The organism is Kribbella sp. NBC_01245 (assembly GCF_036226525.1).
Taxonomy (GTDB): Bacteria; Actinomycetota; Actinomycetes; order Propionibacteriales; family Kribbellaceae; genus Kribbella.
The window spans coordinates 6,302,795-6,325,974 of the sequence record NZ_CP108487.1; the positions used below are offsets into that span (position 1 = coordinate 6,302,795).

22 protein-coding genes and 1 pseudogene are annotated in these 23,180 nt (G+C 67.3%); 10 read left to right on the plus strand and 13 right to left on the minus strand.

Features of this window, described 5'->3' with window-relative positions; genetic code table 11:
* The first annotated feature begins 7 nt into the window (after window positions 1-7).
* A complete protein-coding gene (locus tag OG394_RS28820; protein WP_328990250.1) occupies window positions 8-655 on the plus strand; it encodes a hypothetical protein in 648 nt (215 codons plus the stop codon).
* Between the two features lie 606 nt (window positions 656-1,261).
* On the opposite strand, the gene ptsP is transcribed toward OG394_RS28820, so the two are convergent.
* The 5 genes and pseudogenes from ptsP to OG394_RS28845 all read right to left on the minus strand — a co-directional run bounded on the left by ptsP (window position 1,262) and on the right by OG394_RS28845 (window position 6,415).
* The gene (ptsP, locus tag OG394_RS28825; RefSeq protein WP_328996880.1) at window positions 1,262-3,271 is read right to left on the minus strand and encodes a phosphoenolpyruvate--protein phosphotransferase; all 2,010 of its coding nucleotides are present in this window, start codon (window positions 3,269-3,271) and stop codon (window positions 1,262-1,264) included.
* Between the two features lie 75 nt (window positions 3,272-3,346).
* Window positions 3,347-3,754 (minus strand): annotated as a pseudogene (gene dhaM / locus OG394_RS28830) (dihydroxyacetone kinase phosphoryl donor subunit DhaM); the annotation flags it as partial.
* Window positions 3,755-3,824: 70 nt separating this feature from the next.
* On the minus strand, window positions 3,825-4,457 hold the full coding sequence (gene dhaL, locus OG394_RS28835) for a dihydroxyacetone kinase subunit DhaL (protein WP_328990251.1): 633 nt from the start codon (window positions 4,455-4,457) through the stop codon (window positions 3,825-3,827).
* Entirely contained in the window at window positions 4,445-5,446 is a 1,002-nt protein-coding gene (gene dhaK, locus OG394_RS28840; protein ID WP_328990252.1) for a dihydroxyacetone kinase subunit DhaK, read from the minus strand. Before dhaK ends, dhaL begins: the two co-directional genes overlap by 13 nt.
* 408 nt (window positions 5,447-5,854) lie before the next feature.
* Window positions 5,855-6,415 carry an RNA polymerase sigma factor gene (locus OG394_RS28845; RefSeq protein ID WP_328990253.1) on the minus strand — a complete coding sequence of 187 codons (561 nt, stop codon included), beginning with the start codon at window positions 6,413-6,415 and terminating at the stop codon, window positions 5,855-5,857.
* A 62-nt stretch (window positions 6,416-6,477) separates the two neighbouring features.
* Between OG394_RS28845 and OG394_RS28850 the strand changes: the two genes are divergently transcribed.
* A complete protein-coding gene (locus OG394_RS28850; protein ID WP_328990254.1) occupies window positions 6,478-7,689 on the plus strand; it encodes a serine/threonine-protein kinase in 1,212 nt (403 codons plus the stop codon).
* Window positions 7,690-7,704: 15 nt separating this feature from the next.
* Here the strand turns inward: OG394_RS28850 and OG394_RS28855 are convergent, their stop codons facing one another.
* From OG394_RS28855 to OG394_RS28875, 5 genes are all read right to left on the minus strand, one after another.
* Window positions 7,705-8,352: a hypothetical protein gene (locus tag OG394_RS28855; protein ID WP_328990255.1), complete on the minus strand. Its 648-nt coding sequence runs from the start codon at window positions 8,350-8,352 to the stop codon at window positions 7,705-7,707.
* Window positions 8,353-8,439: 87 nt separating this feature from the next.
* The gene (locus tag OG394_RS28860) at window positions 8,440-9,147 is read right to left on the minus strand and encodes a hypothetical protein (protein WP_328990256.1); all 708 of its coding nucleotides are present in this window, start codon (window positions 9,145-9,147) and stop codon (window positions 8,440-8,442) included.
* 74 nt (window positions 9,148-9,221) lie between these two features.
* Entirely contained in the window at window positions 9,222-9,944 is a 723-nt protein-coding gene (locus tag OG394_RS28865) for a hypothetical protein (protein ID WP_328990257.1), read from the minus strand.
* Window positions 9,941-10,555, minus strand: coding sequence for a transcriptional regulator (locus OG394_RS28870; protein ID WP_328990258.1), 615 nt, complete (start codon window positions 10,553-10,555; stop codon window positions 9,941-9,943). The genes OG394_RS28865 and OG394_RS28870 overlap by 4 nt, the downstream gene beginning before the upstream one ends.
* A gap of 64 nt (window positions 10,556-10,619) precedes the next feature.
* Window positions 10,620-12,056 (minus strand): family 43 glycosylhydrolase, encoded by a 1,437-nt coding sequence (locus OG394_RS28875; RefSeq protein ID WP_328990259.1) that lies wholly within the window; start codon window positions 12,054-12,056, stop codon window positions 10,620-10,622.
* 123 nt (window positions 12,057-12,179) lie between these two features.
* Here OG394_RS28875 and OG394_RS28880 point away from each other — a divergent pair, with 123 nt between their 5' ends.
* Window positions 12,180-12,350, plus strand: coding sequence for a hypothetical protein (locus OG394_RS28880; protein ID WP_328990260.1), 171 nt, complete (start codon window positions 12,180-12,182; stop codon window positions 12,348-12,350).
* Window positions 12,351-12,572: 222 nt separating this feature from the next.
* Here OG394_RS28880 and OG394_RS28885 read toward each other — a convergent pair whose 3' ends face one another.
* Window positions 12,573-14,771, minus strand: coding sequence for a discoidin domain-containing protein (locus OG394_RS28885; RefSeq protein ID WP_328990261.1), 2,199 nt, complete (start codon window positions 14,769-14,771; stop codon window positions 12,573-12,575).
* Window positions 14,772-15,017: 246 nt separating this feature from the next.
* Between OG394_RS28885 and OG394_RS28890 the strand changes: the two genes are divergently transcribed.
* Complete coding sequence (locus OG394_RS28890) at window positions 15,018-16,301, plus strand: glycoside hydrolase family 1 protein (RefSeq protein WP_328990262.1); 1,284 nt, start codon at window positions 15,018-15,020, stop codon at window positions 16,299-16,301.
* Here OG394_RS28890 and OG394_RS28895 read toward each other — a convergent pair.
* Window positions 16,298-17,110, minus strand: coding sequence for a hypothetical protein (locus OG394_RS28895; RefSeq protein WP_328990263.1), 813 nt, complete (start codon window positions 17,108-17,110; stop codon window positions 16,298-16,300). The two genes, OG394_RS28890 and OG394_RS28895, sit on opposite strands and share 4 nt — an antisense overlap.
* A gap of 335 nt (window positions 17,111-17,445) precedes the next feature.
* On the opposite strand from OG394_RS28895, the gene OG394_RS28900 reads away from it, so the two are divergent.
* The 6 genes from OG394_RS28900 to OG394_RS28925 all read left to right on the plus strand — a co-directional run bounded on the left by OG394_RS28900 (window position 17,446) and on the right by OG394_RS28925 (window position 22,252).
* Window positions 17,446-17,850, plus strand: coding sequence for an excalibur calcium-binding domain-containing protein (locus OG394_RS28900; protein ID WP_328990264.1), 405 nt, complete (start codon window positions 17,446-17,448; stop codon window positions 17,848-17,850).
* A 93-nt stretch (window positions 17,851-17,943) separates the two neighbouring features.
* On the plus strand, window positions 17,944-18,867 hold the full coding sequence (locus OG394_RS28905) for an SGNH/GDSL hydrolase family protein (protein WP_328990265.1): 924 nt from the start codon (window positions 17,944-17,946) through the stop codon (window positions 18,865-18,867).
* Between the two features lie 336 nt (window positions 18,868-19,203).
* The gene (locus tag OG394_RS28910) at window positions 19,204-19,629 is read left to right on the plus strand and encodes a glyoxalase superfamily protein (RefSeq protein WP_328990266.1); all 426 of its coding nucleotides are present in this window, start codon (window positions 19,204-19,206) and stop codon (window positions 19,627-19,629) included.
* A complete protein-coding gene (locus tag OG394_RS28915; protein WP_328990267.1) occupies window positions 19,626-20,603 on the plus strand; it encodes an RNA polymerase subunit sigma-70 in 978 nt (325 codons plus the stop codon). The genes OG394_RS28910 and OG394_RS28915 overlap by 4 nt, the downstream gene beginning before the upstream one ends.
* A gap of 161 nt (window positions 20,604-20,764) precedes the next feature.
* The gene (locus OG394_RS28920; protein ID WP_328990268.1) at window positions 20,765-20,998 is read left to right on the plus strand and encodes a hypothetical protein; all 234 of its coding nucleotides are present in this window, start codon (window positions 20,765-20,767) and stop codon (window positions 20,996-20,998) included.
* Window positions 20,999-21,055: 57 nt separating this feature from the next.
* On the plus strand, window positions 21,056-22,252 hold the full coding sequence (locus OG394_RS28925; protein ID WP_328990269.1) for a Gfo/Idh/MocA family protein: 1,197 nt from the start codon (window positions 21,056-21,058) through the stop codon (window positions 22,250-22,252).
* Between the two features lie 197 nt (window positions 22,253-22,449).
* On the opposite strand, the gene OG394_RS28930 is transcribed toward OG394_RS28925, so the two are convergent.
* A complete protein-coding gene (locus tag OG394_RS28930) occupies window positions 22,450-23,160 on the minus strand; it encodes a GntR family transcriptional regulator (protein ID WP_328990270.1) in 711 nt (236 codons plus the stop codon).
* Window positions 23,161-23,180: the final 20 nt, after the last annotated feature.

The following is a 23,180-nucleotide window of genomic DNA, read 5'->3' on the forward strand; positions in this document are numbered from 1 at the left end:
AGAACCGATGACCGCTGGTACGACGGTGGAGGCACCCGACGGTACGAAGGTGGTGCTGGGCGAGATCGGCACCCGGGTGGTGTTCGAGAACAGCCGGGTACGCGTCTGGGAGGTCGCCCTCGATCCCGGCGATTCCCAGCCTTGGCACCTTCACCACAACCCGTACGTCGTGTTGTGCCTCAGCACCTCGCCCTGCCATATGGACTGGCTCGACGGCAGTCCCGCGCGACAGCTGAGCGAGACGGTCGGCGGCTCGGTCTATCGCCCGGTCTCCCCGGTTCACATGCTCACGAACGACGGCGACGCGCCTTACCGGAACCGGCTGATCGAGGTCCTCGACCTGGGCGAAGAAGCCAGCGGCGAACCCCACCTCCGGGCTGAGGGCGATGGGGCTTTTACGGAGTCGGTCGTTCCGGCGAAGGTGACGCTCGAGGAGGACGACGTCCGCGTGCGGCACGTCATCGCCGAGCCGGAAACGTCGTACACCTGGAACACCGGCGCGACGCCGTCGCTCGTCATCGACCTCGATCTCGCGACCGAAGCGACGGCTGGGGTGCGCTACGTCGAGCCGGGGGAGTCGTACGCCTTGCCGGCCAAGTCCACTCGCACGTCCGGCTACAACGTCGTCGAACTCCTCTACTACGGCCGCGCCTAGGTGTGGACTACCTGGGGACATCCTGTGGATAACTCCGAAAAGCCAGAAGTTATCCACAGGTCCTGAGTCTGGGAGTGTCCACACCTTGTCCACAGGCCGACTTGCGATCCCCTCGCCGGAGGCTGCAGGTTCCTGCGGATCGCTCGGATAGGCCCTCACCGTCGGTTACCCTTCGAACACATTCTGGGGCGAGGGGGATTCGATCGCCAGGAGAGTGCAGATCGCTGCTGCCGCGATGGCGGCTATCGGGCTGCTGTTCGTGGGCTGGATCTACGTGCCGCGGCACCACGGCGGCCCGTTAGGGGACGGGGCCGGCGATCGACTCTGCTTCCCTGCCAACCAAGAACCCGAGAGTGGGCTGGGCTGGTTGATCCTCAGGAACGCTGGTGGGGCGGATGTCAGGCGGTGCCGTGATACCACCGGACGAGGAGTCGCCGCAGACGACCTGGAACGTGCTGGTCCGGGCCCGCCGATCGGACCTGCGAGCGCCGGGACGTACCAACGGGTTTGAGATCGACTACGTGTCACGTGGCATCCGCTACCGGTCTGAGCTAGGCATCCACCACATTCTTTCACCGGCGACCGATTGCAAAGCCTACTGATCGGTCAGGCCCCCCTCAGCCAGGCGACCGAGGCGGCGCGGACGGCTCCGGCGCTCGGCAGGGCTAGCAGTGCCGAGGTGTTGATGGTGGTGAGATCGCTCTGGCGGAGGCCGGCCTTCACCGCCGGGATCTGAGGACCGATCGCGCTCAGCTCGCGCACCCCCAGGGCGGCCAGCAAGACCGCGGCGGCCGGATCGCTGGCCAGGTCGCCGCACACCGCCACCTCGACGCCGTTCGGGACGTTGCGGACGACTCGATCGATGAGTTGCAGTACGGCGGGGTCCAGGCCGTCGGCCAACTCCGCGACGGCACCGTTGCCGCGGTCGGCAGCCGTGGCGTACTGGGTGAGGTCGTTAGTCCCGATGCTGACGAAGTCCAGCCCCCCGACCAACGAGCTGATGCGCAACGCGGCGGCCGGCACCTCGACCATGATGCCCACGGTCAGCCCGTGCGGCCGTGGCCCGAGCGCGTCCAGCTCGGCAAGGGCCCAGCCGACCTCGTCGATCGTCGTCACCATCGGGAACATCACCCGGGTCTGAGTGTGCTCGGCCACCGCGCGGACGGCCCGCAGTTGGTCGCGGAACAGCTCGGGTCTGCGCCGGAAGACTCGCAGACCGCGTTCGCCCAGGAAGGGGTTGGCCTCGGTCGGCAGGGGCAGGAAGGGCAGCGGCTTGTCGCCGCCGACATCCCAGGTCCGGATCGTGATGGGCCGCCCGTCGAGCGCCCGCGCGATCTCGCCGTACACCGCGACCTGTTCGTCAACACTCGGCGCCTCACGGCGATCCCCGAAGAGCACCTCGGTCCGGATCAGACCCGAGCCGTCCGCACCGAATGCCGCCCGAGCATCCTCGATCGACCCGACATTGGCCATCACATGCACCGTCTGACCGTCGATCGTCACCGCAGGCAGGTCGGCCTCGGCGAGCGCGCTGTCCCGCTCGGCGATCCGCGCTTCGTAGGTCTTCGCGAACGAAGCTCGAGCCGCCTCATCCGGATCGACCAGGAACATGCGGGTGCGCGCATCGAACGCCACCACGGCCCCAGGCGACACGTCCACCGCGCCAATGCCCGCGATCAGCGGAATCCCCCGCGACCGCGCCACGATCACCCCGTGCCCGGTCATTCCGGCCGCGCGTACCGCAATACCCCCAACCCGCCCCGCATCCACCGATGCCGCCGTCGCAGCATCCAACTCCGCCACCACCAACACCTCCGCCGCCCCGACCGCATTCACCAGTTGGCTGTCAGAACGATCCGCCGATCGGCTCTCGTTCAACGGGTCGTCGGGGCGGTTCGCGAGGTTGGTGAGGATGCGGTCGCGGACGCTGCGGACGTCCTGGGCGCGCTCGCGTTGGTAGGCGTCGTCCAGCGCGGCGAAGGTCGCGGCCAGTTCGTCGTACGTCGCTCGCCAGGCCTCCGGCGCCGACGTCCCGGCCGCGATGGACTGGGCGACGGTCGCGAGCACGGCCGGGTCGTCCAGCAGTGCGAGGTGTGCGTCGAAGATCGAGGCCTCCGCTGCTCCGACCTGCTCGGCCGTACGTTTTCGCAGGTCACGAAGGTCCTCGGCCGCTTTCGCGCGGGTTTGTTCGGACCGCTCGCGCTCAGTCGCGGCATCACCTGGCTCGTACTCGGTGAGATCGACCTCGGCATCAACCAGCAACGCCGAGCCGATCGCCAGGTCCAGACCCGAACCGTTCGCCGCCAGTCCTGGCTCCCTCGGGGCGGTGCCCCCGGGAGTCTCGTCAAAGCCGCGGGCGGCCAGTTCGCGGACGGCGGCCAGTACGTCGGAGGCCTGCGGGCCGGAGGCGTCGAAGCGGAGGTGATGCCCTTGGCGGGCGTTGAGCGTCGCGACCAGGCTGAGGCTGCCGGCGTCGACCGGACCCTTGCCGGTCTCCACGTTCGTCACCACGACCTGGGCCTCGAACGACCGCACCAACCCGACGAGCTTGGCCGCCGGCCGCGCGTGCAAACCATGGGGAATATCCAGCAACACCTGAGCCGAAATTCCGCCCACCAGCCCCGAAGGACCCTCCTGACCTGCGGAAACATCACCAGAAACCCCGGCGGACGAGGTATCGCTCGGGCCGGTGTCGCCGAGGTGGTCTTGCTTGCCGGCCAGGCCGTTCGACGCTTCGGCGGCGACGTCTGCCAAGGAGGCGCCGGTTGAGGCCAGCACGATCGCGGCGACCAAACCCTCCACCAATGGCGCGCTCGAGATGACGACTCGCTCGGCCAGTTCGGGGTCGACGAATTCCAGCGCCATCTCGGCACTCAGCACCGCACTACCGAGATCCAGCAGCACCAGCACACCGTCCGGGCTGTCGGCCGCCTCCAACGCCGCCGCGACGGCCGTCGCATCCGTACCGAAGGTCGTCTCGTCGAGCCCGGCCGCCACCGCGATCACCGGCCGCTCGGCCGCGGGCACCATCTCCCCGGCCAACGCCACCGCCGCCTCAGCCAACCCGCGACTATGCGAAACCACCACCAACCCGATCACGCGCCCACCACCAGTCCGCTCACGCGACCCACTACCGACCGCGGGCCGACAGATACGCCGGTCGGAGTGGTCATGAGAGGGTTCGGGCGGCCGACTCCAGCAACATGGTCGAACTGGTCGCGCCCGGATCCTGATGGCCCGCGCTGCGTTCACCGAGATAGCTCGCGCGACCCTTACGCGCCACCAGCGGGATCGTCGCGTCGCGGCCCTGCGCGGCGGCATCGGCCGCGGCCTTGAGAGCCTCCGCTAAACCACCTCCACCCGCGACGGCCGCGTCGTACGCATCGAGCGCCGGCGCCAACGCGTCGTACATCGTCTTGTCGCCCAGCTCGGCCTTGCCCCGCGCGAGAACCCCACCGATTCCGGCCCGCAACGCCTCGCCGAGCGAAGCCGGCGTCACCTCACCGGTCAAGGCCGTCCCGAAGCGCAGCAGGAAGGTCCCATACAGCGGGCCGCTCGCGCCGCCGACCTTGCTGACCAGCGTCATCCCGGCCTTCTTGAGCAGCTCACCCGGCGTCTCGAACGTCTCGGCGTCAAGCTGGGCGACGACCGCCTGCATACCGCGATCGAGGTTGCTGCCGTGGTCGGCGTCACCGATGGCCGAGTCGAGCTCCGTCAGATAGGCCGCGTTCTCCCGGATGACGCCGGCGTAGTCGCGCATCCACGCCGTGAAGGCCTCGACCTTGGCCATCAGGCGCCCCACCGCAGGCCAGGCGTATTGACCGGGGCATCCCAGAGCCGGACCAGCTCGTCGTCGACCTTGAGCAGGGTGATCGAGCAGCCCGCCATCTCCAGCGAGGTGATGTAGTTGCCGACCAGCGACCGCGCGACGGAAATGCCGGCCCGGTCGAGCAGTTGGTGGATCTCGTTGTACATAACGTAGAGCTCGATCAGCGGCGTGCCACCCATCCCGTTCACGAAGGCGATCACCGAGTCGCCAACGCCGTACGGCAGGTCGCTGAGCACGGGATCGAGCAGCATCGCGGCGATTTCCTTGGCCGGAGCCAGCGGCAGCCGTTGCCGCCCTGGCTCGCCGTGAATACCGATGCCGAGCTCCATCTCGCTCTCCGCGAGCTCGAACGTCGGTTTCCCGGCGGCCGGCACCGTGCAAGAGGTCAGCGCCATGCCCATGCTGCGGCCCTGATCGTTCACCCGGCGAGCCAGATCGGCGACCTCGGTCAGCGAACGACCCTCCTCGGCGGCGGCGCCGACGATCTTTTCCAGCAGCACGGTCACGCCGACACCGCGGCGGCCCGCCGTATAGAGGCTGTCCTGGACCGCGACATCGTCGTTGGTCACGACCGAGACGACTTCAACACCATCGGCGGCGGCCAACTCGGCTGCCATCTCGAAGTTCATCACGTCGCCGGTGTAGTTCTTCACAATGTGCAGAACGCCGGCGCCGGCGTCCACCGCCTTGGTCGCGGCCATCATCTGGTCCGGCACGGGTGAGGTGAACACCTCCCCGGCGCAGGCGGCATCCAGCATGCCGAGCCCGACGAACCCGCCGTGCATCGGCTCGTGCCCGGACCCGCCGCCGGACACCAGCCCGACCTTGCCCGGTCTCGGTGGCTCCCTGCGCAGCACGATCCGATTCGGATGGTCGACGCGAACATGGTCCGGATGCGCGGCCTCGAGCCCGAGCAGCGCCTCGCTCACGACATCGGCCGGGTCGTTGATGAGCTTCTTCATCGGTAATCCGGCGTGGAAACCCCGTCCTTCAGGGCGGGGAGGAAACGCCGGTCCCTCCCTTCGGGGTTTGTCGGGGGAGTCGGGTACGTTGTGTGCTGCTGGTCTGCGAGAACCAAGCGACCAGCACCAGCATCACTGTAAGACTCAGCAGTGACCGCGGCCGGACGGGTCGTGGCAGCGCGGTAAGCCTTCTTGCGCAGTCGGGCACGGCGATGATCCGCGAACCTCATCTCGCTACCTCCGGGTAGTGGGATGGAATCCCCCGCCTTCAGGCGGAGGAGGACGTCAAGCAGCCCATCTGAGCACAAACCGGCCCTGTGCCGCGAGTGGTCACATCCGGTCTGCGCGGCGATCCGGCAGCCGCCTGCCGCGCAGACCAGGGGTGCCCAGTCGCGGTGGAAATCCGGGTCAGTCTTTGGGGCGGAGCATGGGGCGGACGACCTCGCGGGCGTCGTGGATGCGGGACTTGATCGTGCCCAGCGGTGCGCCGACCTCGGCCGCGATCTCCTCGTACGTCAGGCCGTACACATCGCGCAGTACCAGCGGCGTGACCATCTGCGGGCGGTCGCGCTCGAGCGCCTCCAGGGCCTCCAGCAGGTCCAGCCGGGTGCCGGCGATGACGCTGGTGGTCCGCGGGTCCGGCTTCTCCATCTGCTCTGGGCTGTGCGCCGCCTGGGCGCTGCGCTTGAGCTTGCGATAGGTCGAGCGGGCGGAGTTGGCCGCGACGGAGTGCATCCAGGTGCTGAAGCTGCTCCGGCCCGAGTAGGTGTGGATCTTGGTGGCGACGTTCAGCATCGCCTCCTGGGCCGCGTCCTCGGCGTCAGCGCTGTACGGCAGGACGCTCTTGCAGATCCGCAGCACCCGCGGCCGGATCGCCCGGAGTAGGTCGTCCATGGCCGCCGTGTCGCCCTTGGCGGCCCGTTCGGCCAGGGCGCCGAGGTCCTCAGGCGTGGTGCCGCTGTCGCTCATCTGATCCTTCGTAGTCGTCCCGCCCACAGGTTATGGGCCTCCAATACTCCATAATGCCCTGCATGGGGGTTCCGATCAGGCTTGGCCGGTACGCCGTGCGACGCCGCCTGGGCTCAGGCGGGTTCGCCACGGTGTGGCTGGCCTATGACGAACAGCTGGACGCCGAGGTCGCGGTCAAGGTCCTGGCGGACAACTGGGCCCACGATGAGACCGTCCGGCGGCGCTTCCTGGAGGAGGGCCGGTTCCTGCGCCGGGTCGAGTCCGAGCACGTCATGCAGGTCCACGACGTGGGTGAGCTGGAGGACGGCCGCCCCTTCCTGGTCCTCACGTACGCCGACCGCGGCACGCTGGCCGAGCGCCTCAAGCAGGCGCCGCTCGGCCCCGAGGCGGCCGTAGGCGTCATCGTCCAGGTCGGCCGGGGCCTGCAGGCGCTGCACCGACGAGGCCTACTGCACCGTGACGTGAAACCCGCGAACGTTTTGTTCCGCAGTACGGACGACGGCGAGCGAGCTGTGCTCTCCGACCTGGGCCTCGGCAAGGCACTCGACGAGGTCTCCCGAATCACCATGCCCGGCGGCACCCCGTCGTACGTCGCGCCCGAGCAGGCCATGGGCGAGCGCCTCGACGAGCGCGCCGACCAGTACTCCCTCGGCGCCGTCGCGTATGCCGCGCTGACCGGCCGCTCGCCGCACCAGGTCGACGGCCTCGGCGCCGCCGGCCGGGTCGACGCGCCCGAGCCGCCGAGCAGCCTCGGCATCGCCGTACCGGACCGGATCGACGACGCCATCGTGCGCGCCCTCGACCCGAACCGGGAGAAGCGCTGGCCCGATATCGAGACCTTCACCCGCGAACTCGTCGGCGGCCTCAACGAGACCACCCGCCACTTCGTGCCCGGCGCGGTGGCCGCCGCCCCGACCATCGGGGGCGACGACCCGCACACCCTCGCCTCGCCCACCGTGGCCGGCGGCTCGACCTCTGCCAAGAAGGCCGCCGAAGCCCCTCCGGTTGAAACCGCAGAGGCCGAGGTCGTCGAGGCTGTGGACAAACCGGCGGCTTTGGTGGACGCGAAAGCCGGTGAGGTCGAGAAGAAGGCCAGCTGGCCGGACGAACTGGTCGAGCGCCGGGATCGCCGCCGGCGCCGTCGTCGCTGGATCATCGCGGCCCTGCTGCTCTGGCTGGTCAGCGCCGCCGCCGGGTTCACCGCCCAGCGCCTCAGCAGCGCCGACGCCCCGCACGACGTACGTCAGCCCAGCTCCATCGCCCTCCACGCCTGACGCTCACCAGGGCGTTTAGCCGGCCAGCGCGACGGTCTTCGTGGCCTTGGTGACGAGTGCTTGCAGACCCGCCTTGTCCTTGGTACCACCAGCCGCGGTGATCTCGATGTACGCGTGGTTCGCCGCCCCCTGCTCGTACGGCGCGACGTACCGCGTGGTGACCAACCGCGTCCCGCGAGCGCCATCGGTATAGCTGTAGGTCAGCGTCGTGACCGCCATCACCGAGTGGTCCGGCAGATCCGAACGTACCTTGGCCGACACGCGCGAGATGACCTTCAGCCCAGGCGTTCCGCGCAGGGCCCGCTGCTTGGCGAGAGCGGCCGCGGAGGTGGACTTGGTACCGGGCAGGTTGCCGTCGATCCGCAACATCCACGTGCGCGAGCTGTCGTCGAAGCGCGCGTGATACGTCGACAGCTTGGTTAGCTTCCACGCCTTCGGCACCACGGCCGAGACCTCACAACCGTGCCCCGGACTCGGCTTCACACCCCAGCACTTGCGGTGATAGGCCAACTTGCCCGCGTCCAACGACCCCTTGCCAACAGCAACAACCTTGCTCGCGTCGTCGCTCGTGACGCCGGTCGGCGCGGCCGCCGCTGTAACCGCGAACCCTCCAGCGATCAGCAATGCCCCGGCAAGTGCAACCAAACTCGTCCTGCGGTTCATGATGGATCCTCCCCGATCGGTAAGCCCGGCCAAAACGACCGCGCACACCTTGGATGCCCCCACCCCACCAAAAGGTTGACTCCGAATTCAGTTGCTCCGCACAACAGTCTTCGTGGCCCGATCCAACACGCCCGTCAACGCCTTCTCATCCTTGGGCATCCCGGACACGGCCATCATCACCGCCACGTTCGGGTTGCCCTCGAACGCCACGTACCGGTAGATCACCAGCTTGAGGCCCTGGCTCTGCGAGATGAACGTGTAGCGGAAACTCTGGAACAGCCGCTTCTCTCCGTCCGTGCCGATAATTGCCCCAGCAACCACAGGGTCAACCTTCGGATCGTTCTCATACGTCAAGGTGTCGGCTACGTTCTTGCGCTCCCTGGCCGCCCTACTGAGTGGCGTCTCGACCATGGAAAAGCCGGCCACCACGCGGATAAAGCGAGGGTCAGGCCCCTGTTTGGTGAAACGCACCTCGTCCCCGCCGGGCTGCAGCGTGTCTCGCCAACCCCGGGGAACCTCCAGCTTGACGTCCGACTCGACCTCACCGGTCAGCTCGAGATTGCGCTCGACAAAGACGATGTCGTCCAGATCCAGTGCGGGCATCTTGCCGCCCACGACGGGGTAGCGAGTCCGCGGACTACTCGGCGTATGGCTGGGCGTGACCGATGGGGTCTGCTCAGGTTGGGCCCGGGAGTCATCGCGCTCCTGCCCGGCGATGTGCCCGGCCGCATACCCACTACCGCCGCCCAGCACCATGATGCCGAGCACGGCCGCGACCGTCCGCAGAACTCCCAACGCACACCTCCCATCCCCGTCCGTTCGCCACTTTTGACACCGTAACGCTCCGATAAGTTCGGAATTGGCTTTGATCAGTTGGGGAGGTTGGAGCGGACGACCGTGCGGGTGGCTTCTTCGAGGATGGCGGTGAGGGCTTTGGTGTCTTGGGGGAGGCCGTTGACGGTCATTTCGACGGCGGCCTTTTCGCCGTTGAGGGCGATCCAGCGGACGGTCACGTAGCGCAGGGTCTTGGAGGGGACGTACGTGTAGACCAGCGTCGAGACCTTGCGGGAGTTGCCGTTGACGTCCACGACCGTGTCGTTCTCTCGGGAGATGACGCGGAGGTCGTTTTCCGGCGGCTGGCTGCTGACCAGCTCCGCGATGTGGCTGTTCATCATCTCGATGGTGCCGCGCAGCGGGGCGAAGCCCGACTCGATCCGGAGTGCGCGCTCGCCGGTCGGGTCGATGTAGCGGACCTGCCACGGTTCCTTGGGGTACGAGCGGTAGGTCCAGCCGCGCGGCACGTGCAGGCCCACCGTGACCGCGGGGTTCGGCTTGGTGCGCAGGTCGAAGTCCACCGCGCGGTAGTCCAGCTCCCTCGCGACCAGCCCCGGCAGGTTGTTCGGGATCGGCTGCTTGCGGATCAGGTTGATATCCGGGCTAGGCGTGCCGGTGCCGTCCGGGTCCGGCGCCGCGCTCTCGCCGGGAAAGGCCGGCAACGCCTCGGACGCGACGTAGCCCGAATAGACGCCGAAGACGATCACGGCGATGGCCGCCACGGAGATCGGCAGCACCTTGGCCAGGAAGAACCTCATCCGTGTACCAGATCCCAGAAGGCCACTTCGAACCGTGCCACCCGCCCGAACGCCACATCCAGCTCACGGGTCAGCTCCAGCTGGTCGACCAGGCCCGCCAGGTCCTCGACGTACGCCGCGAAGTCGGGAGAGGACCAATTCGCGATAAACCTCGCGTACGGCGTACCGGCTGGCGTGGTGTCGCGGACCGAGGCCCACGCGTCGTAGTAGGCCTTCTCCACGCCGTACAGCACAGTGATGCCGACGGGCCAGCCGTCCCGAACGGAGGCCAGCAGGTACGACGAATAGCCGAGGTTGATCGGGGAGGGCTCGACGTCGAGGTCCAACCCACGAGCGGCGGCCTCGGTCTCGAACAGCGCCAGCTCGGGCTCGAGCGCGGCCAGGCCACCCGCGAGCACGGCACGGGCCTCGTCGGACGGCGCGACCGCAGTCAGCTCGGAGAGGAAGTCCCGGAAAGCCCGGACGAAGTAGTGGTCCTCGACCAGCCAGCGGTCGAAGGTGGCCGCGGGCAGCGTGCCGGCCGAGGTCTCGGTGACGAACGGGTGCACCAGGATCTGCCGCCACAGCGTGGACTGGGCGGTCAGGAGGGCACGGCTCGTGGTCTCGGGCACCCGGGCATTGTCCCAGGTGCTTCCGACAACGGGCAGTGCCCTCCTATTCCAGTTCAATCCCGAGTCAGGAACCAGCGCCCCAGACCTCGACCCGGTCCATGCTGATCACGGTGGCACTGGAGTTCGGATTGCGCTCGCCGGTGACGCGGATCCGGAGCGTGTGCGGCCCCGGCGGCAGTACCGGGCTGAGGTAGTTGAGCTCCTCGCCGACCCGGATGTCGCTGTGGAAGTCGACCCGCTGTTCGGGACCACCGTCGATCGAGATGGCGGCGATGCCGTTACCGCGATCGCGGACGCTGAGCAGGCCGACCTGGGTGCCGTCGAACCGGATCGTCGCGGTCGCGTTGGTCACGCCACTCCAGTGGTCGTTACCCCAGAAACACTGGACGCCACAGCCCGAACCGGACGACCACGCACCGGCGTACTCCACCTGCCACGGGCCCGTGCCGATATCGGTGTCGTTGATCCAGCGCGTCGCGGCGCCGGGATCACCCGCGGGCAGGTTCTGCGTGGCGCCCGCGGCGAGGGGACGGCCGAAGTTCGGCGTGCCGTCCGCGTTCCAGGTGAAGCGCTGGGCTCGGGTGGTGCGGAAGGCGTACGTGTAGGCGCTGGTGTTCTTGCCGTGGTACGCGATCCAGTCCTCGGTGCCGTCCGGCGACTTGAAGAACGAGTGGTGCCCGGGTCCCCACACGCCCGTCGCGTCGTTGCGGGAGAACACCGGTCCGGCGTGCTGCGTCCAGTTGGCCGCGACCATCGGGTCCGCGCCGTTCGCGATGCTCTTCATCCACAACTGGTAGTCGGGCTTGCCGGTGTCGCAAGTCGAGTACGTCAGGAACGTCCGGCCATTGCGGTACAGAGGCGTCGGGCCCTCGCGTACCTCGGTACAGCCGCCACTGGCCGGTATGGCCACTCGCGAGCCGGTAGTCGTCCAGGCGTTACTCATCCGGGCTATGTAGAGCTGTGCCGGTCCACCCTGGCCACGGCCGGGCCCTGTCCACACGAAGTACGTCTGGCCGTTGTGCGTGATGGGCTCGCCGTCGATCGCGTACTCCCCGAAGTCGGCGATCTTGGCCTTGAACGAGTACGGGCCCATCGGGTCGTCCCCGGCAGACTCCAGCACGTACATCCTGTGGTTCGCGTCGACGCCGTCTGAGGCGGTGTAGTAGATGTACCAACGTGAGCCGACGTGGCGGAACGCCGGCGCCCACATCTGCGTATTGCGGCTCGGGTCGCTGTCGCGCCACACAACCTCTTCTGGCGCGTTGAGCAGCGTTGCGAGGCTGGGCGAACGCCAGATGCCGATGCGGTCTCCCCGCGTCGTGGCGACGTAGTAGCTGCCCTGGTGGTACATGACCGACGGATCCGCGCTGGGGTTCAGCGGATTGCGGAAGTTGTGCACGACGGCCTCGGTCGAATCTGGCATGGGTACGGCGTTACTGGTGGCGGGCGTGGCCAGGAGCAGCACTGTCAGCGCTGCGGCCAGCCGACGGAATCGGGACATGGGGGCGGTCCTCTCACCGATACGGAGAAACTAGTTCTACAACGTTGCAATCCGACACGCCAGGCCCTACGACGCAGATCGAATGGCTGGAACCAGCGGCCGGAGCGTGGCGTCGTAGATCGCATGAAGCTCAAGGTGCGAGTGGTGCACTACCGCCGCCAGGGACTGGAACGCTGGTATGCGGACATCGACGACGCCGATGACCGTCAGCCCGACGACCCCACTGGTACGCCGACGGATACGCCAGCCAGTGCGACGCCCTCGCCGCCGCCTGTGCCCGGCTACTCGAACTAGACCAGGCCTTGGCGGCAGGAGTCTCCCCCCACCGCCTCAGCCAACTCAGTCACGCAGCTTAGTGTCCCGTGTCCGAGGTTCCTTGGCGCTTGCGGCGCCCAGGCACGCACCTCGCGGCACTGGAGAACCATCCACGATGCTCCGCATCGAGGACGCTCCTCCAGCACCGCGATGCACGCACCTGAACACCGCAATCACTCAAGCAACCTCGGACACGGGACACTAGGGATAGCTAGGCAGGTAGTTCACCTGGTTCGCGGTGTTCGAAGTGCCGCCGGTGTTGTTGATGATCCGGTTGATCGTGCCGACGCCGCCGAGTGAGACCGTGACCAGATTGGTGAAGCGCACGCCTGGCCGGTCGGGTACCTCGAAGGCCCGGCTGGCGACGATCGACGGATTCGTCTGGAAGAACGAGTAGACGCCAACGCCCCAGGCCTGATGCGTGGTCACGTTGTCCGCCACCTTGTACGCCGCCCAGCCGAGAGTGCCCGGGCCGCTACTCCACCCCGCCTGCTCCGGAACGTCGTACGGCATCTCGTTCTGGTAGAAGTACGTCCGGCCGCCATTGCCGTTCCAGAGCGTCTCGTACTGCTGGTAGTGCTCGACGAACAACCCGTACATGGTCACGTCGTTGCCGTTGACAACAAGTCCGTTGGCCGCGGTGTTCACGTCCCAGCCGACGGCGTTGCCGTGGTCGGCCCGCCACAGCCAGAGGTGGTCGCCGATGACGTTGTTGCTGTTCACCCGCAGGCTCACGCTCGCCTTGCCGACCTGCGGTCCACCGCCGATCCGGACGAAGACGTCATGCAGTGAAGTCGGGTTGGCCGCGTGGCTCGCGGTGGAACCGGCCGGCCCGACCTCGATCAGTACGGGCGAGTTGACCGGCCCGGCGTCGACCAGGAATCCGGCCAGCTTGACCCCGTCGACGTCTGCGACCGTCAGAGCCGCCTTGCCGGTGTCAGGCTGCAGTGTGGCCAGACCGAGGCCCAGTACGACAGTGTTGGCGCGAGTCACTCGAATCGTGTCGTCGAGGTGGTAGATGCCAGGAGTGAACAGAAGGTGTTTCCCCTGCTCTAGCGCGGCATTGATCGTCGTGACCGCGGCACCGGGCTTGACCACGTAGAAGTCGCTCAGCGAGATCGACGTACCTGCAGCGGGCCCGTTCGCCCAGCTCGTCCCTGAGGTGTTCTGCCGCAATGCGGGCACGAAAACGCTATAGCTGCCGGCGTTGTCGATGTAGAGGAACGGCTTCTCCCTGACGACAGGCGTCTGACCGACAACCGTGTGGGAGGGGTTCGGGAAGTGTGGCGGCGGTGCGCCGTTCACCCCGAGGAACACCATGTTCCAAACGGATCCGGCCCAGCTGCCGAACTCCGAGTTCCGCGAGAACCACTGCTGCTGCGAGCCGGAGACGACCCGGCCGTCGATCTTGGTGTCCGCGAAGAGACCGCCACTGGCCCAGCCGTCACCACCGTTCCAGAGCTGGATCTCCGGCGCGCCCTTCAGGTGCATGCGACGGTACGGCGCGGCCTGGGAGACGGCCCATCGCTCGATCTGTCCGGGTGGTGTGGTCACCGCCAGGTTCTCCGCCGAACGCCAGAAGTTCTGGGTGGCATTGCCGAGGTTGTTCGGGTCGTCGCCTTGCTGCAGCCAGTCGGCCTCTACCCGCACATGGCCGTTGAGGTTGACGTCGTCCGGGGAGAGACCGAGGCCGGCGACCTGGGTGAAGAAGCCGAGGTTCACGTCCGCGTTGTACGTGCCGGGCTTGAAGAGGGTGGCGTAGCGCTCGGGCCCGAACTGGTTGGTGTGCTGCTGGGCCGCGATGACGTTCAGCCGGTTCTGCAGCTCGGCCTGCGGCGTACTCGGGCCGAACACGAAGACGTTCGGCCCGAAGTCCGGGTTGCGCGGGTCTGTCGGCGGTACGACTGGCCCGGTCCCGCCGTCGGTCGTACGCACGGCGACCTCCCAGAGTGAGTAGCCCCAGCCGGTAGCACGTTGCGTGCCGTGGATCCGCAGGTAGCGGCCGCTGCCGGTGACGTCCAGCGCCTGTGTGCCGCCAGTGCCGGTTGTAGTCGAGTAGATCGGGCTCCAGCTTGTGCCGTTGTCCGAGACCTGTAGCTCAAACGCCCGGCCGTACGCCGTCTCCCAGGTGAGCGCTACCTGGCAGATGGACTGGGTAGAACCTAGATCGATCTGGAGCCACTGCGGGTCGGCGAAGGCGCTTGCCCATCTAGTGCCGGGATTACCGTCCACTGCGGCCGTGGCCGGCGTACCGCCGTTCTCGACGGATGAGGAGGTCGCTGGTTTGTTCTGCGCGATGTTCGTGGTTCCACAGGCCTGTGCGGCCGCTTGGGCGTTATCGCCGCCAGGAGCGACAACGAAGGCGGACGCGAGTAGCAGGGCCGTTGGTATCGGGAGCAAGCGTCTGAATCTAGACATGGCGGGGCCAATCAGGAGAGGACGGTGAGCCGGGTTGGGGCACCTTTTCCTGCAGGATCAGAGAGCGCTCTCTGAGAGATTCGCGGCTGGTTCACCCGCTGTCAAGGGAACGTTCCCCCAGCGTGGTTCCGGAACTTGGTCAGCGGTAAGCCCTTGCGGGAAAAGTGAGAAGCTGTCACTTTATTCGTGACCACTGTTCCACGGAGAGTGACGACGGAGGGTCCCGAGATGGTTGCCAGGGTTGTGGGTTGTCTGGTCTTGATCGCGGCTCTATTACTCGGATCGTCCGCACCTGCGGCGGCCGGCCCGCCACCGTTGTCGGCTGACTTCCTGTGGGGTGTGGCCAGTTCCGGGTTCCAGTCCGAGGGCGCCGGCCCGGACAGCAACTGGCGGCGGTATGCCGCGGGCAAGGAGCCGTACCGCAACGGCGTCGACTTCCGGCATCGCTACGGCGAGGACATCACCAGGGCCGCCGAGATGGGCCTGAAGGTCTTCCGGTTCAGCATCGAGTGGGCCCGAGTCCAGCCGACTCCCACCAGCTGGGACGCGACCGAGCTGGCCTACTACGACGACGTCGTACGGCGGATCCAGGCGGCCGGGATGCGCCCGATGATCACGTTGGACCACTGGGTCTATCCCGGCTGGATCGCCGACCGTGGCGGTTGGGCGAACGCGTCGATCGTCGACCAGTGGATGGCTTACGCGAGCGCGATGGTCGAGCGCTACCGCGGCCGGCAGGCGTACTGGATCACCTTCAACGAGCCCACGATTTACCTGCAGCAGGAAATCGGTAATGGCGGCATCAATCCGTTCCTCGCGCCGGTGATGCTCGACCGGCTGGTCCGGGCACATCGGCGAGCGTTCGACCTGATCCACCAGCGCGACCCGGGTGCGCCGGTATCGAGCAATGTCGCGTTCGTTCCGGCCGCGGAATTCCTGATGGGGCTCGCATTCTGGGATCGAGTGGCCGACAAACTCGACTTCATCGGGATCGACTATTACTACGGGCTCAGCCTCGACAATCTGACCGCGGTCAATGCCGTCAATGGTGAACTCTGGAAGATCGATCCGCAGCCGGACGGGATCTATCACGCGCTGCGGTATTACCACGCCAAGCGCCCCGGGCTGCCGCTCTACATCATCGAAAACGGCATGCCGACGGACAACGGAAAAGCCCGCGCCGATGGGTACACCCGGTCCGATCATCTGCGTGACCACATCTACTGGCTGCAACGCGCACGCGCCGACGGCATGAACGTGATCGGCTACAACTACTGGAGCATCACCGACAACTACGAGTGGGGCAGTTACCGGCCGCGGTTCGGCCTCTACACCGTGGACGCCGCGACCGATCCGACGCTGGCCAGGCGAGCGACCGACGCCGTCGCGACGTACCGGCAGATCGCCACGAGCGGCGGCGTGCCAAGTGGCTACGTCCCGGTCAAACGGCAGTCGATCTGCTCACTGGTCAACCTGCTCACCAGTTGCCTCTCCCCACCGCAAAGGCCCTAGCTGGCCAGTTGGGGGCTGAGGAAGCGAGTGTGGAGGTCGGTCAGGGCTTGGCTCAGGTCGGCTACGTGGATTGCGATTGCTGCCGGGTCGAGGCGTTTGCTTTCGCCCGCGAGTTCGAAGTCGGCCGCGGCTTGCGAGACGAGTGCGAGCAAGGCGGTGTTGCTTCGCATCGTCAAGCGTTGCAGGGCGATTCGTTGCGCCGCCGCACTCGCCACGCCGAGCAGGAGGCGGTCGGCGACGACGACTTCGGCCCAGGCGAGGGCGAGGCGTGCGGACAGGCCGTTCTCGCCGATCCACGGCGCGGCCGCGGCGTCCAGCTGCTGATGGAACGACGCGACCCAGGGCGAGCAGTTCCAGACCGGCCCGACCCGGAACAACGCGGGCGTCGTACCGTCCGCCGTGATCGTGCTGAGCACCGCGACGGCATCCCGTACCGAGGCGAATCGTGGCGCATGGCCGAACAGGTCGAGGTCGTACTCGATCAGCACATCGAGCCGGCGCAGCGTCTGTACGGCGACCAGCAGCTCGCGCGGATCGGCCCCGGTGAGGTGCAACCGGACCCGCAGCAAGCCGTCGTCGCGCAACCGCCGGAAGGTGAGCGCGTCGACGTCGGTGGGCAGGCACTCGGTGGTCCAGAGCACGTGCCCGAGCAGCCCGTCCAGCCGCAGGCGCTCGACGATGTCGACGCCGTACGGCAGCCCTGGCTCGGCCCGCGCCGGTGCCAGTCGCATGATCGTTGCCCCATACAAGGACTCGCCGGACTGCGTGGACACAGCCGTGCCCGCCCCGGCGTACTGCTCCGGATTCATGGTCCCCCCACGATGCCGATCGCCTGTTGCCAAGGTCTTCCCGCACGCCCCGGAAGTCAAGACATCAACGCCGTTCCAGACAACGTGTCCCGATCGTGACTAACGCAGAGTGACGTTTTGGAGATGTAGCCCCAAAGAGGGGGAACTCGCCACCCGGCTGGCCCGCACCACCCGCACCCGACTGGCGCCCAGCGCGCGGCTGGCGGCCCGATCCGGCCTGGCCGCCGGCGCCGTCGGGCTGGAAATTCTGGCTCAACGAAAGGGGTGCGCGCAGTCTCGGCCCAGCCGGCCTGTACGGATCGGTCAGTCGCGGGCGGCTCGCGGCCGGCCTCGGCGTGGCCGCCTTGGTGCTGATGGGCGGCTGTACGGCGGTCGTCGGTGGCGCGGGCGGTACGACGGGAGGCAAGGCCGCTCCTGCACCGACGGTGACAGTCGAACGGACCGTGCCGGCTCGAGTTGTCGAGGCGGTGCCGACGTCGACGGTGACCGTGACGGCGGAGCCTCAGCCTGCTCCCACCGTGACCGTCAGCCTGCCACGCGCGACGGTGACGGTGACCGCGCCATTGGTGCGCAAAACGACTACCCGGCCGGAGACGACCGAGCCGACTACTGAGCCTGAATCGGCTTATTACGCGAACTGTTCGGAGGCGCGAGCGGCTGGGGTGGCGCCGCTTTATACCGGAGAGCCGGGCTATAGCCGCAAGCTCGATCGGGATGGTGATGGCGTGGCCTGTGAGTAGTTGTGGGACGACTGGGTGTGGCGGGGTGTTTGCGTTTAAGGTTCCTGTGGCGGTCCGCCCCCCGGCCGCCTCAGTGAGGAGACAAAAGCACATATGCGTATTGCCCGGATCGCCCGGCTATTACTTGTCTCGGCGATCGGTTTCGCCGTTCTGCCCGCCAACGCCAATCCCATAAGAGAATCCGCGCCCGCCAACGCCGTACAGGCTGAGCAGGTTGAACCCTTCGAAGGTCCCGTAGCGACGTACGAGGTCCCGAGCAAACCGGCCGAGCCGGCGCCGGCCAGCGCAGAGCCGGAATTCGCTGCGCCCGGGTACGCCGTACCGCAGGCTGTGCCGGCCGCGACGGCGGTCGCGCGGCCGTTGAAGGTGATGCCGTTGGGGGACTCGATCACGTATGGGGTCGGGAGCAGCATCCACGTCGGTTATCGGCTCGACCTGTGGAAGCGCCTCTATACGGTCGGATTCGCGCCGAACTTCATCGGAAGTCTGCGGAGCGGGCATATGGGCGACAACAACCACGAGGGCCATATCGGCTGGCGGATCGACCAGGTGTCGGCCAACGTCACCCGCTTCATGGCGTTGTACCAACCGGATGTCGTGCTGCTGCACATCGGTACGAACGATCTCGCGCAGAACTACGACATGGCGCACGCGCCGCAGCGGTTGTCCCTGCTGATCGACAAGATCCGGCGGGCCCGGCCGACCGCGCGGATCTACGTGGCGAGTCTGATCGCGATGAAGTCGTCGCAGGCGGGTGTCTCGACGAAGCGGACGGCGTTCAACAACGCGATCCCGGGGATTGTGCAGAAGAAGGGGCCGATGGTCCGGTTCGTGCCGCAGCACCTGGTACCGGCGAAGGACCTCTCGGATCAGGCGCATCCGAACAACTGCGGCTACGCCAAGATGGCCTACATCTGGTACTACGCCCTCGGCCGTTCCTCACTGAACCAGTCGGGCAAAGCCTGGCCGACCGGCTACTACCCCTTCGGCAGCGCGAAGGGCCCCTGCAACCCCTGAGCCTCGGGCCGCCAAGTGCTACGGCGAACCGGCGAGGTTTCACCGAGGCAAGCCGTGACCAGCCCGTCCCCTTCTGCCGCGAGTGGTCGCGTCGGACCACTCGCGGAGGTTCAGATGTGACCACTCGCGGCAGAAGGGGAGTCGGGGCTGGGCGTCCGCTGGTGCGGCCGAGTCGCGTCTTTCGCGTCTGGCCGTGGGGGACCGCATCGGCAAACCAGGAGACAAGGAAGTCGAAGGAAAACTCATCGGTTGACCGATGAGTTTTCGGCGTTGCCGTCGTTTCACGGGTCAAGAGTGTCGGTCAGACTGAGACCGACCCGACTGCGGAGGCCACTCATGGACTGGAAGCTCGAACTCGTCATCATCCCGGTAACGGATGTGGACCGGGCGAAGAAGTTCTACACCGAACAACTCGGCTTCCACGTGGATGTCGATCATCGGGCGGGTGACGCCTTCCGGGTGGTGCAGTTGACGCCGCCGGGGTCGGAGTGCTCGATCACGATCGGCGTCGGCGTGACCAAGGCGATGCCCGGGTCGTACCAGGGCACGCATCTGGTGGTGAACGACATCGAGGCCGCGCGGGCTGAGCTGGTCGAGCGGGGTGTCGCCGTCAGCGAGCCGTTCCACTTCACCGCCGAGGGGCAGCAGCCGGGGCTGGAACCGAACCGGGTCAAGTACGGAACGTTCTTGTCGTTCGAGGACCCGGACGGCAACGGGTGGACGGTTCAGGAGGTCCCGGACGCCAACCCCGACCGGCCGTGAACACGTCGGTCGAAGGCGCGATCGAGGCGGCGGCGTTCGCGGGCGATGAGGCCGCGTTCGCCGACCTCGCCGGCCGGTATCGGCGCGAACTGCACGTGCACTGTTACCGGATGCTGGCGTCCTTCGACGATGCCGAGGACGCCGTGCAGGAGACGCTGCTGCGGGCCTGGCGCGGCCGCGAGGGGTACGACGGACGGACGTTCTTCCGCGCCTGGCTCTATCGCATCGCGACCAACGTGTGCCTGGACGTGTCCCGGCGGCACGCCAGGCGGCAGGCCGCCTCGGCCGTGGAGGCGATCTGGCTGCAGCCGTACCCGGACCGGCTGCTGGACGAGATCGCGCCACCCGCCGATCAGCCGGACGCGGTGGTGGTTGATCGGGAGACGATCGAGCTGGCCTTTCTGGTCGCGCTGCAGTCGTTGCCGCCCCGGCAGCGGGCCGCGTTGATCGCCCGGGACGTGCTCGGCTGGCCGGCCGGGGAGACCGCGGCGCTGCTCGAGACCAGTGTCGCGGCGGCGAACAGCGCGTTGCAGCGAGCCCGTACGACGATGCAGCAGCGCCTGCCGGCCCGTCGTACGGACTGGAATGCGCCGCGGCCGACCGCCGAGGAGCGAGAGCTGCTGGATCGATTCATCGACGCGCATGAGCGGTGCGATGCGGCGGCAGCGATCGCGATCGCAGCCGAGGACATCCGGATCTCCATGCCGCCGAATCAGCAGATCTTCGAGGGGCTCGAGGCGATGCGCCCACTGCTGGAGCGGGGTTTCGGGCCGGACCGGGACGGCGACTGGCGACTGGTGCCGACGTCGGCCAACCGGCTGCCGGCCGCGGCGAGCTATTTGTGCCGACCGGGAGACACGGTGTTCCGGGCGTTCAAGCTCGACGTCCTGCGGATCAGCAACGGCGCCATCAGCGAGATCACCACCTTCGGCTACTCGCGCTTCCCAGCATTCGGACTGCCGCCGACGCTTTGACCTGCAAGATCGTGATTTCTGCTGTCTCAGTAATCGAAACCTCTTGTGCACGCTCGAGATCTGATCGAGATTTGACCGTGACCTTACATAGGGCTGGTCGTTGATCAGTCAGTCGGAACAGATCACTGGATCTCGGGGGAGATCTCGAAAGGCGCCCGCCCGTGCATAAATTCAACTCACCGCCCAGCTGGCCGGTGCCGTCCACCGAGCGCTGGCGACCGCCGGTCGGCTGGTCGCCGGATCCGGCGTGGCCGCCCGCTCCGGACGGCTGGGAGTTCTGGATCAACAACCGGGGCCTGCCTGCCAGTGGCCCGATCGGCGCCTTCGGTGCGGTCGAGGGCGGCCGGCTCGAAGTGGTCACGGCCGACGCCTCCCAACTCCTGATGACCGTCTAGTTCTGATGTTGAGATTTGTGCTTACTTGCTCGGGAAATGTGTGATTGCATTTCGGGCATGAGTCTCAGCATCGGTCTGGTCGGCGCCGGCCAATTCGCCCCTTCGTTCCTGCGCCTGTGGCAGGCACATCCCGACGTGACCGATGTCCGGCTCACCGACGTACTGCCCGATCGGCTCGCCGCGATGGCCGAGCAGCAGGGCATCTCCACGACGTACCAGTCGTTCGAGGAGATGCTCGCCTCGGATGTCGACGCGATCGCGATCTTCACCCAGCGCTGGTTGCACGGCGAGATGGCGATCCAGGCTCTCGAAGCCGGCAAGCACGTGTATTCGACCGTGCCGATGGCGATCGAGGCCGACCAGATCGCGCGCATCATCGAGCTGGTTCGCGAGACCGGGCTGACGTACATGATGGGCGAGACGAGCTTCTACTACCCCTCCTCGGTGTACTGCCGGGAGAAGCTGGCCAAGGGCGAGTTCGGCCGGGTCTTCTACTCCGAGGGCGATTACGTGCACGACATGGACCTCGGCTTCTACTCCGCCTACCAGTACAGCGGTGGCGAGAAGTGGAAGGAGGTCGCGAGCTTCCCGCCGATGCTCTACCCGACCCACGCCGTCGGCAACGTGCTTTCGGTGACCGGGCAGCACGCCACGCACGTCTCGTGCATTGGCGTGAAGGATGACCGTGGCGATGGCGTGTTCGACAAAGAGGTCAGCCAGTTCGACAACGACTTCTCCAACGCGACGGCCTTGTTCAAGCTGGCGGATGGCGGCGTGATGCGGACGAACGAGATGCGCCGGGTCGGTTATCCCTCGCACATCCGGGAGTCGCGCCTGCGTGTCTTCGGTACGGAGGGCAGCTTCGAGCAGCTCGCCGAGACCAGCGTTTGGCAGACCAAGGAAGGCGTCGAGGACGTCACCGATCTGCTGAAGTCGGCGCCCAGCGGCAGCCTCGACGACGAGGACATCCTGCACGTCGACCCGGCCCTGCGTGATGCGTTCCTGTCCGGGCTGGCGCCGGTGCATGATCAGAGTCGACTGCCGGCCGAGTTCACCGGCCTGCACAACGGGCACGACGGCTCGCACCACTTCCTGGCCGACGACTTCGTCCGTGCGGTCGCCGACAAGACCGTGCCCCCGGTCAACGCGTGGGTAGCCGCCCGCTACACCCTGCCCGGCATCATCGCCCACCAGTCCGCCCTGCAAGGCGGCGTCCAGCTCGAGATCCCCGACCACGGCGACGCGCCCGCCTGACCAGCTGGGGACAACTCTTCCGCGAAGCGCCTCGTTGTGCGCTCTACCGAAACCACCAACCCGGCGCGCCACTAGCCGGTGCAGTCCGCTCCCTATTCCGGGTGTCGGCACGCGGAATGGGGGGTCGGCCTACCTAATTTCGCGAGTCCGCCCCCCATTCCGAGGGTCGACACTCGGAATAGGGGCGGCCGGTGGCGCTAGGCGTTGTAGACCTTGCGGAGGCGTTGGGCCATTGAGGTGTCGAGGTGGCGTTGCATGGCTTGTTCGGCCGCATCCGGGTCGCCGGAGGTGATGGCTTCGACGATTTGGCGGTGTTCGACGAGGACTTCGGGGCCGGTGGCGCGGTCGTAGTGCAGGCGGAAGATGTGCAGGTGGCAGTGGGTGCGCTGGAAGGCGAGGCGCACTTGGTCGCTACCGGACAGGCCGGCCACCAGCGAGTGGAACCGGCTGTCGTGCGCGGTCAACGACTTGTAGCCCGCGTAGTCCGCTGATGTGGGCTCGACCGCCGTGGCCAGCTCGGCCCGCAGTTGCGAGGCGCCCGAGGCGTCAATCAGTTCGGCCGCGCGACGGGCTGCCCACGGCTCGATCAACCGGCGGAACGCGTACAGGTCGTCGAACTCCTCGAGCGTCAGCAGCGGGGTCGCGCGATAGCCCTTGAGTGGTTCCTTGTCGGCTAGGCCCTCGGACTCGAGTCGGGCCAGCGCCTCGCGCACCGGCGTGGACGAGACCTGGAAGTCGCGCGCGAGACCGTCGATGGAGATCCGCGCGCCCGGCTTGATCGTGTGGTCCATCAACATCGCCTTGATCGCCTCATAGACGTCATCGGCGAGCATCTGGCGTCGCGACAACCGCCGATCCACCGAAACCTCGGCAGTCGCCGATGCGGGTAATGGGCTGATATCGGTCATCTCGTCCTCGCACCTTGACC

Excerpts from the sequence above, each read along its gene's own strand:
- OG394_RS28820 (WP_328990250.1), top strand. The coding sequence starts at position 8 with ATGACCGCTGGTACGACGGTGGAGGCACCCGACGGTACGAAGGTGGTG.
- dhaK (WP_328990252.1), bottom strand. The coding sequence starts at position 5,446 with ATGAAGAAGCTCATCAACGACCCGGCCGATGTCGTGAGCGAGGCGCTG.
- OG394_RS28845 (WP_328990253.1), bottom strand. The coding sequence starts at position 6,415 with ATGAGCGACAGCGGCACCACGCCTGAGGACCTCGGCGCCCTGGCCGAA.
- OG394_RS28850 (WP_328990254.1), top strand. The coding sequence starts at position 6,478 with ATGGGGGTTCCGATCAGGCTTGGCCGGTACGCCGTGCGACGCCGCCTG.
- OG394_RS28855 (WP_328990255.1), bottom strand. The coding sequence starts at position 8,352 with ATGAACCGCAGGACGAGTTTGGTTGCACTTGCCGGGGCATTGCTGATC.
- OG394_RS28865 (WP_328990257.1), bottom strand. The coding sequence starts at position 9,944 with ATGAGGTTCTTCCTGGCCAAGGTGCTGCCGATCTCCGTGGCGGCCATC.
- OG394_RS28875 (WP_328990259.1), bottom strand. The coding sequence starts at position 12,056 with ATGTCCCGATTCCGTCGGCTGGCCGCAGCGCTGACAGTGCTGCTCCTG.
- OG394_RS28880 (WP_328990260.1), top strand. The coding sequence starts at position 12,180 with ATGAAGCTCAAGGTGCGAGTGGTGCACTACCGCCGCCAGGGACTGGAA.
- OG394_RS28890 (WP_328990262.1), top strand. The coding sequence starts at position 15,018 with ATGGTTGCCAGGGTTGTGGGTTGTCTGGTCTTGATCGCGGCTCTATTA.
- OG394_RS28895 (WP_328990263.1), bottom strand. The coding sequence starts at position 17,110 with ATGAATCCGGAGCAGTACGCCGGGGCGGGCACGGCTGTGTCCACGCAG.
- OG394_RS28905 (WP_328990265.1), top strand. The coding sequence starts at position 17,944 with ATGCGTATTGCCCGGATCGCCCGGCTATTACTTGTCTCGGCGATCGGT.
- OG394_RS28910 (WP_328990266.1), top strand. The coding sequence starts at position 19,204 with ATGGACTGGAAGCTCGAACTCGTCATCATCCCGGTAACGGATGTGGAC.
- OG394_RS28925 (WP_328990269.1), top strand. The coding sequence starts at position 21,056 with ATGAGTCTCAGCATCGGTCTGGTCGGCGCCGGCCAATTCGCCCCTTCG.
- OG394_RS28930 (WP_328990270.1), bottom strand. The coding sequence starts at position 23,160 with ATGACCGATATCAGCCCATTACCCGCATCGGCGACTGCCGAGGTTTCG.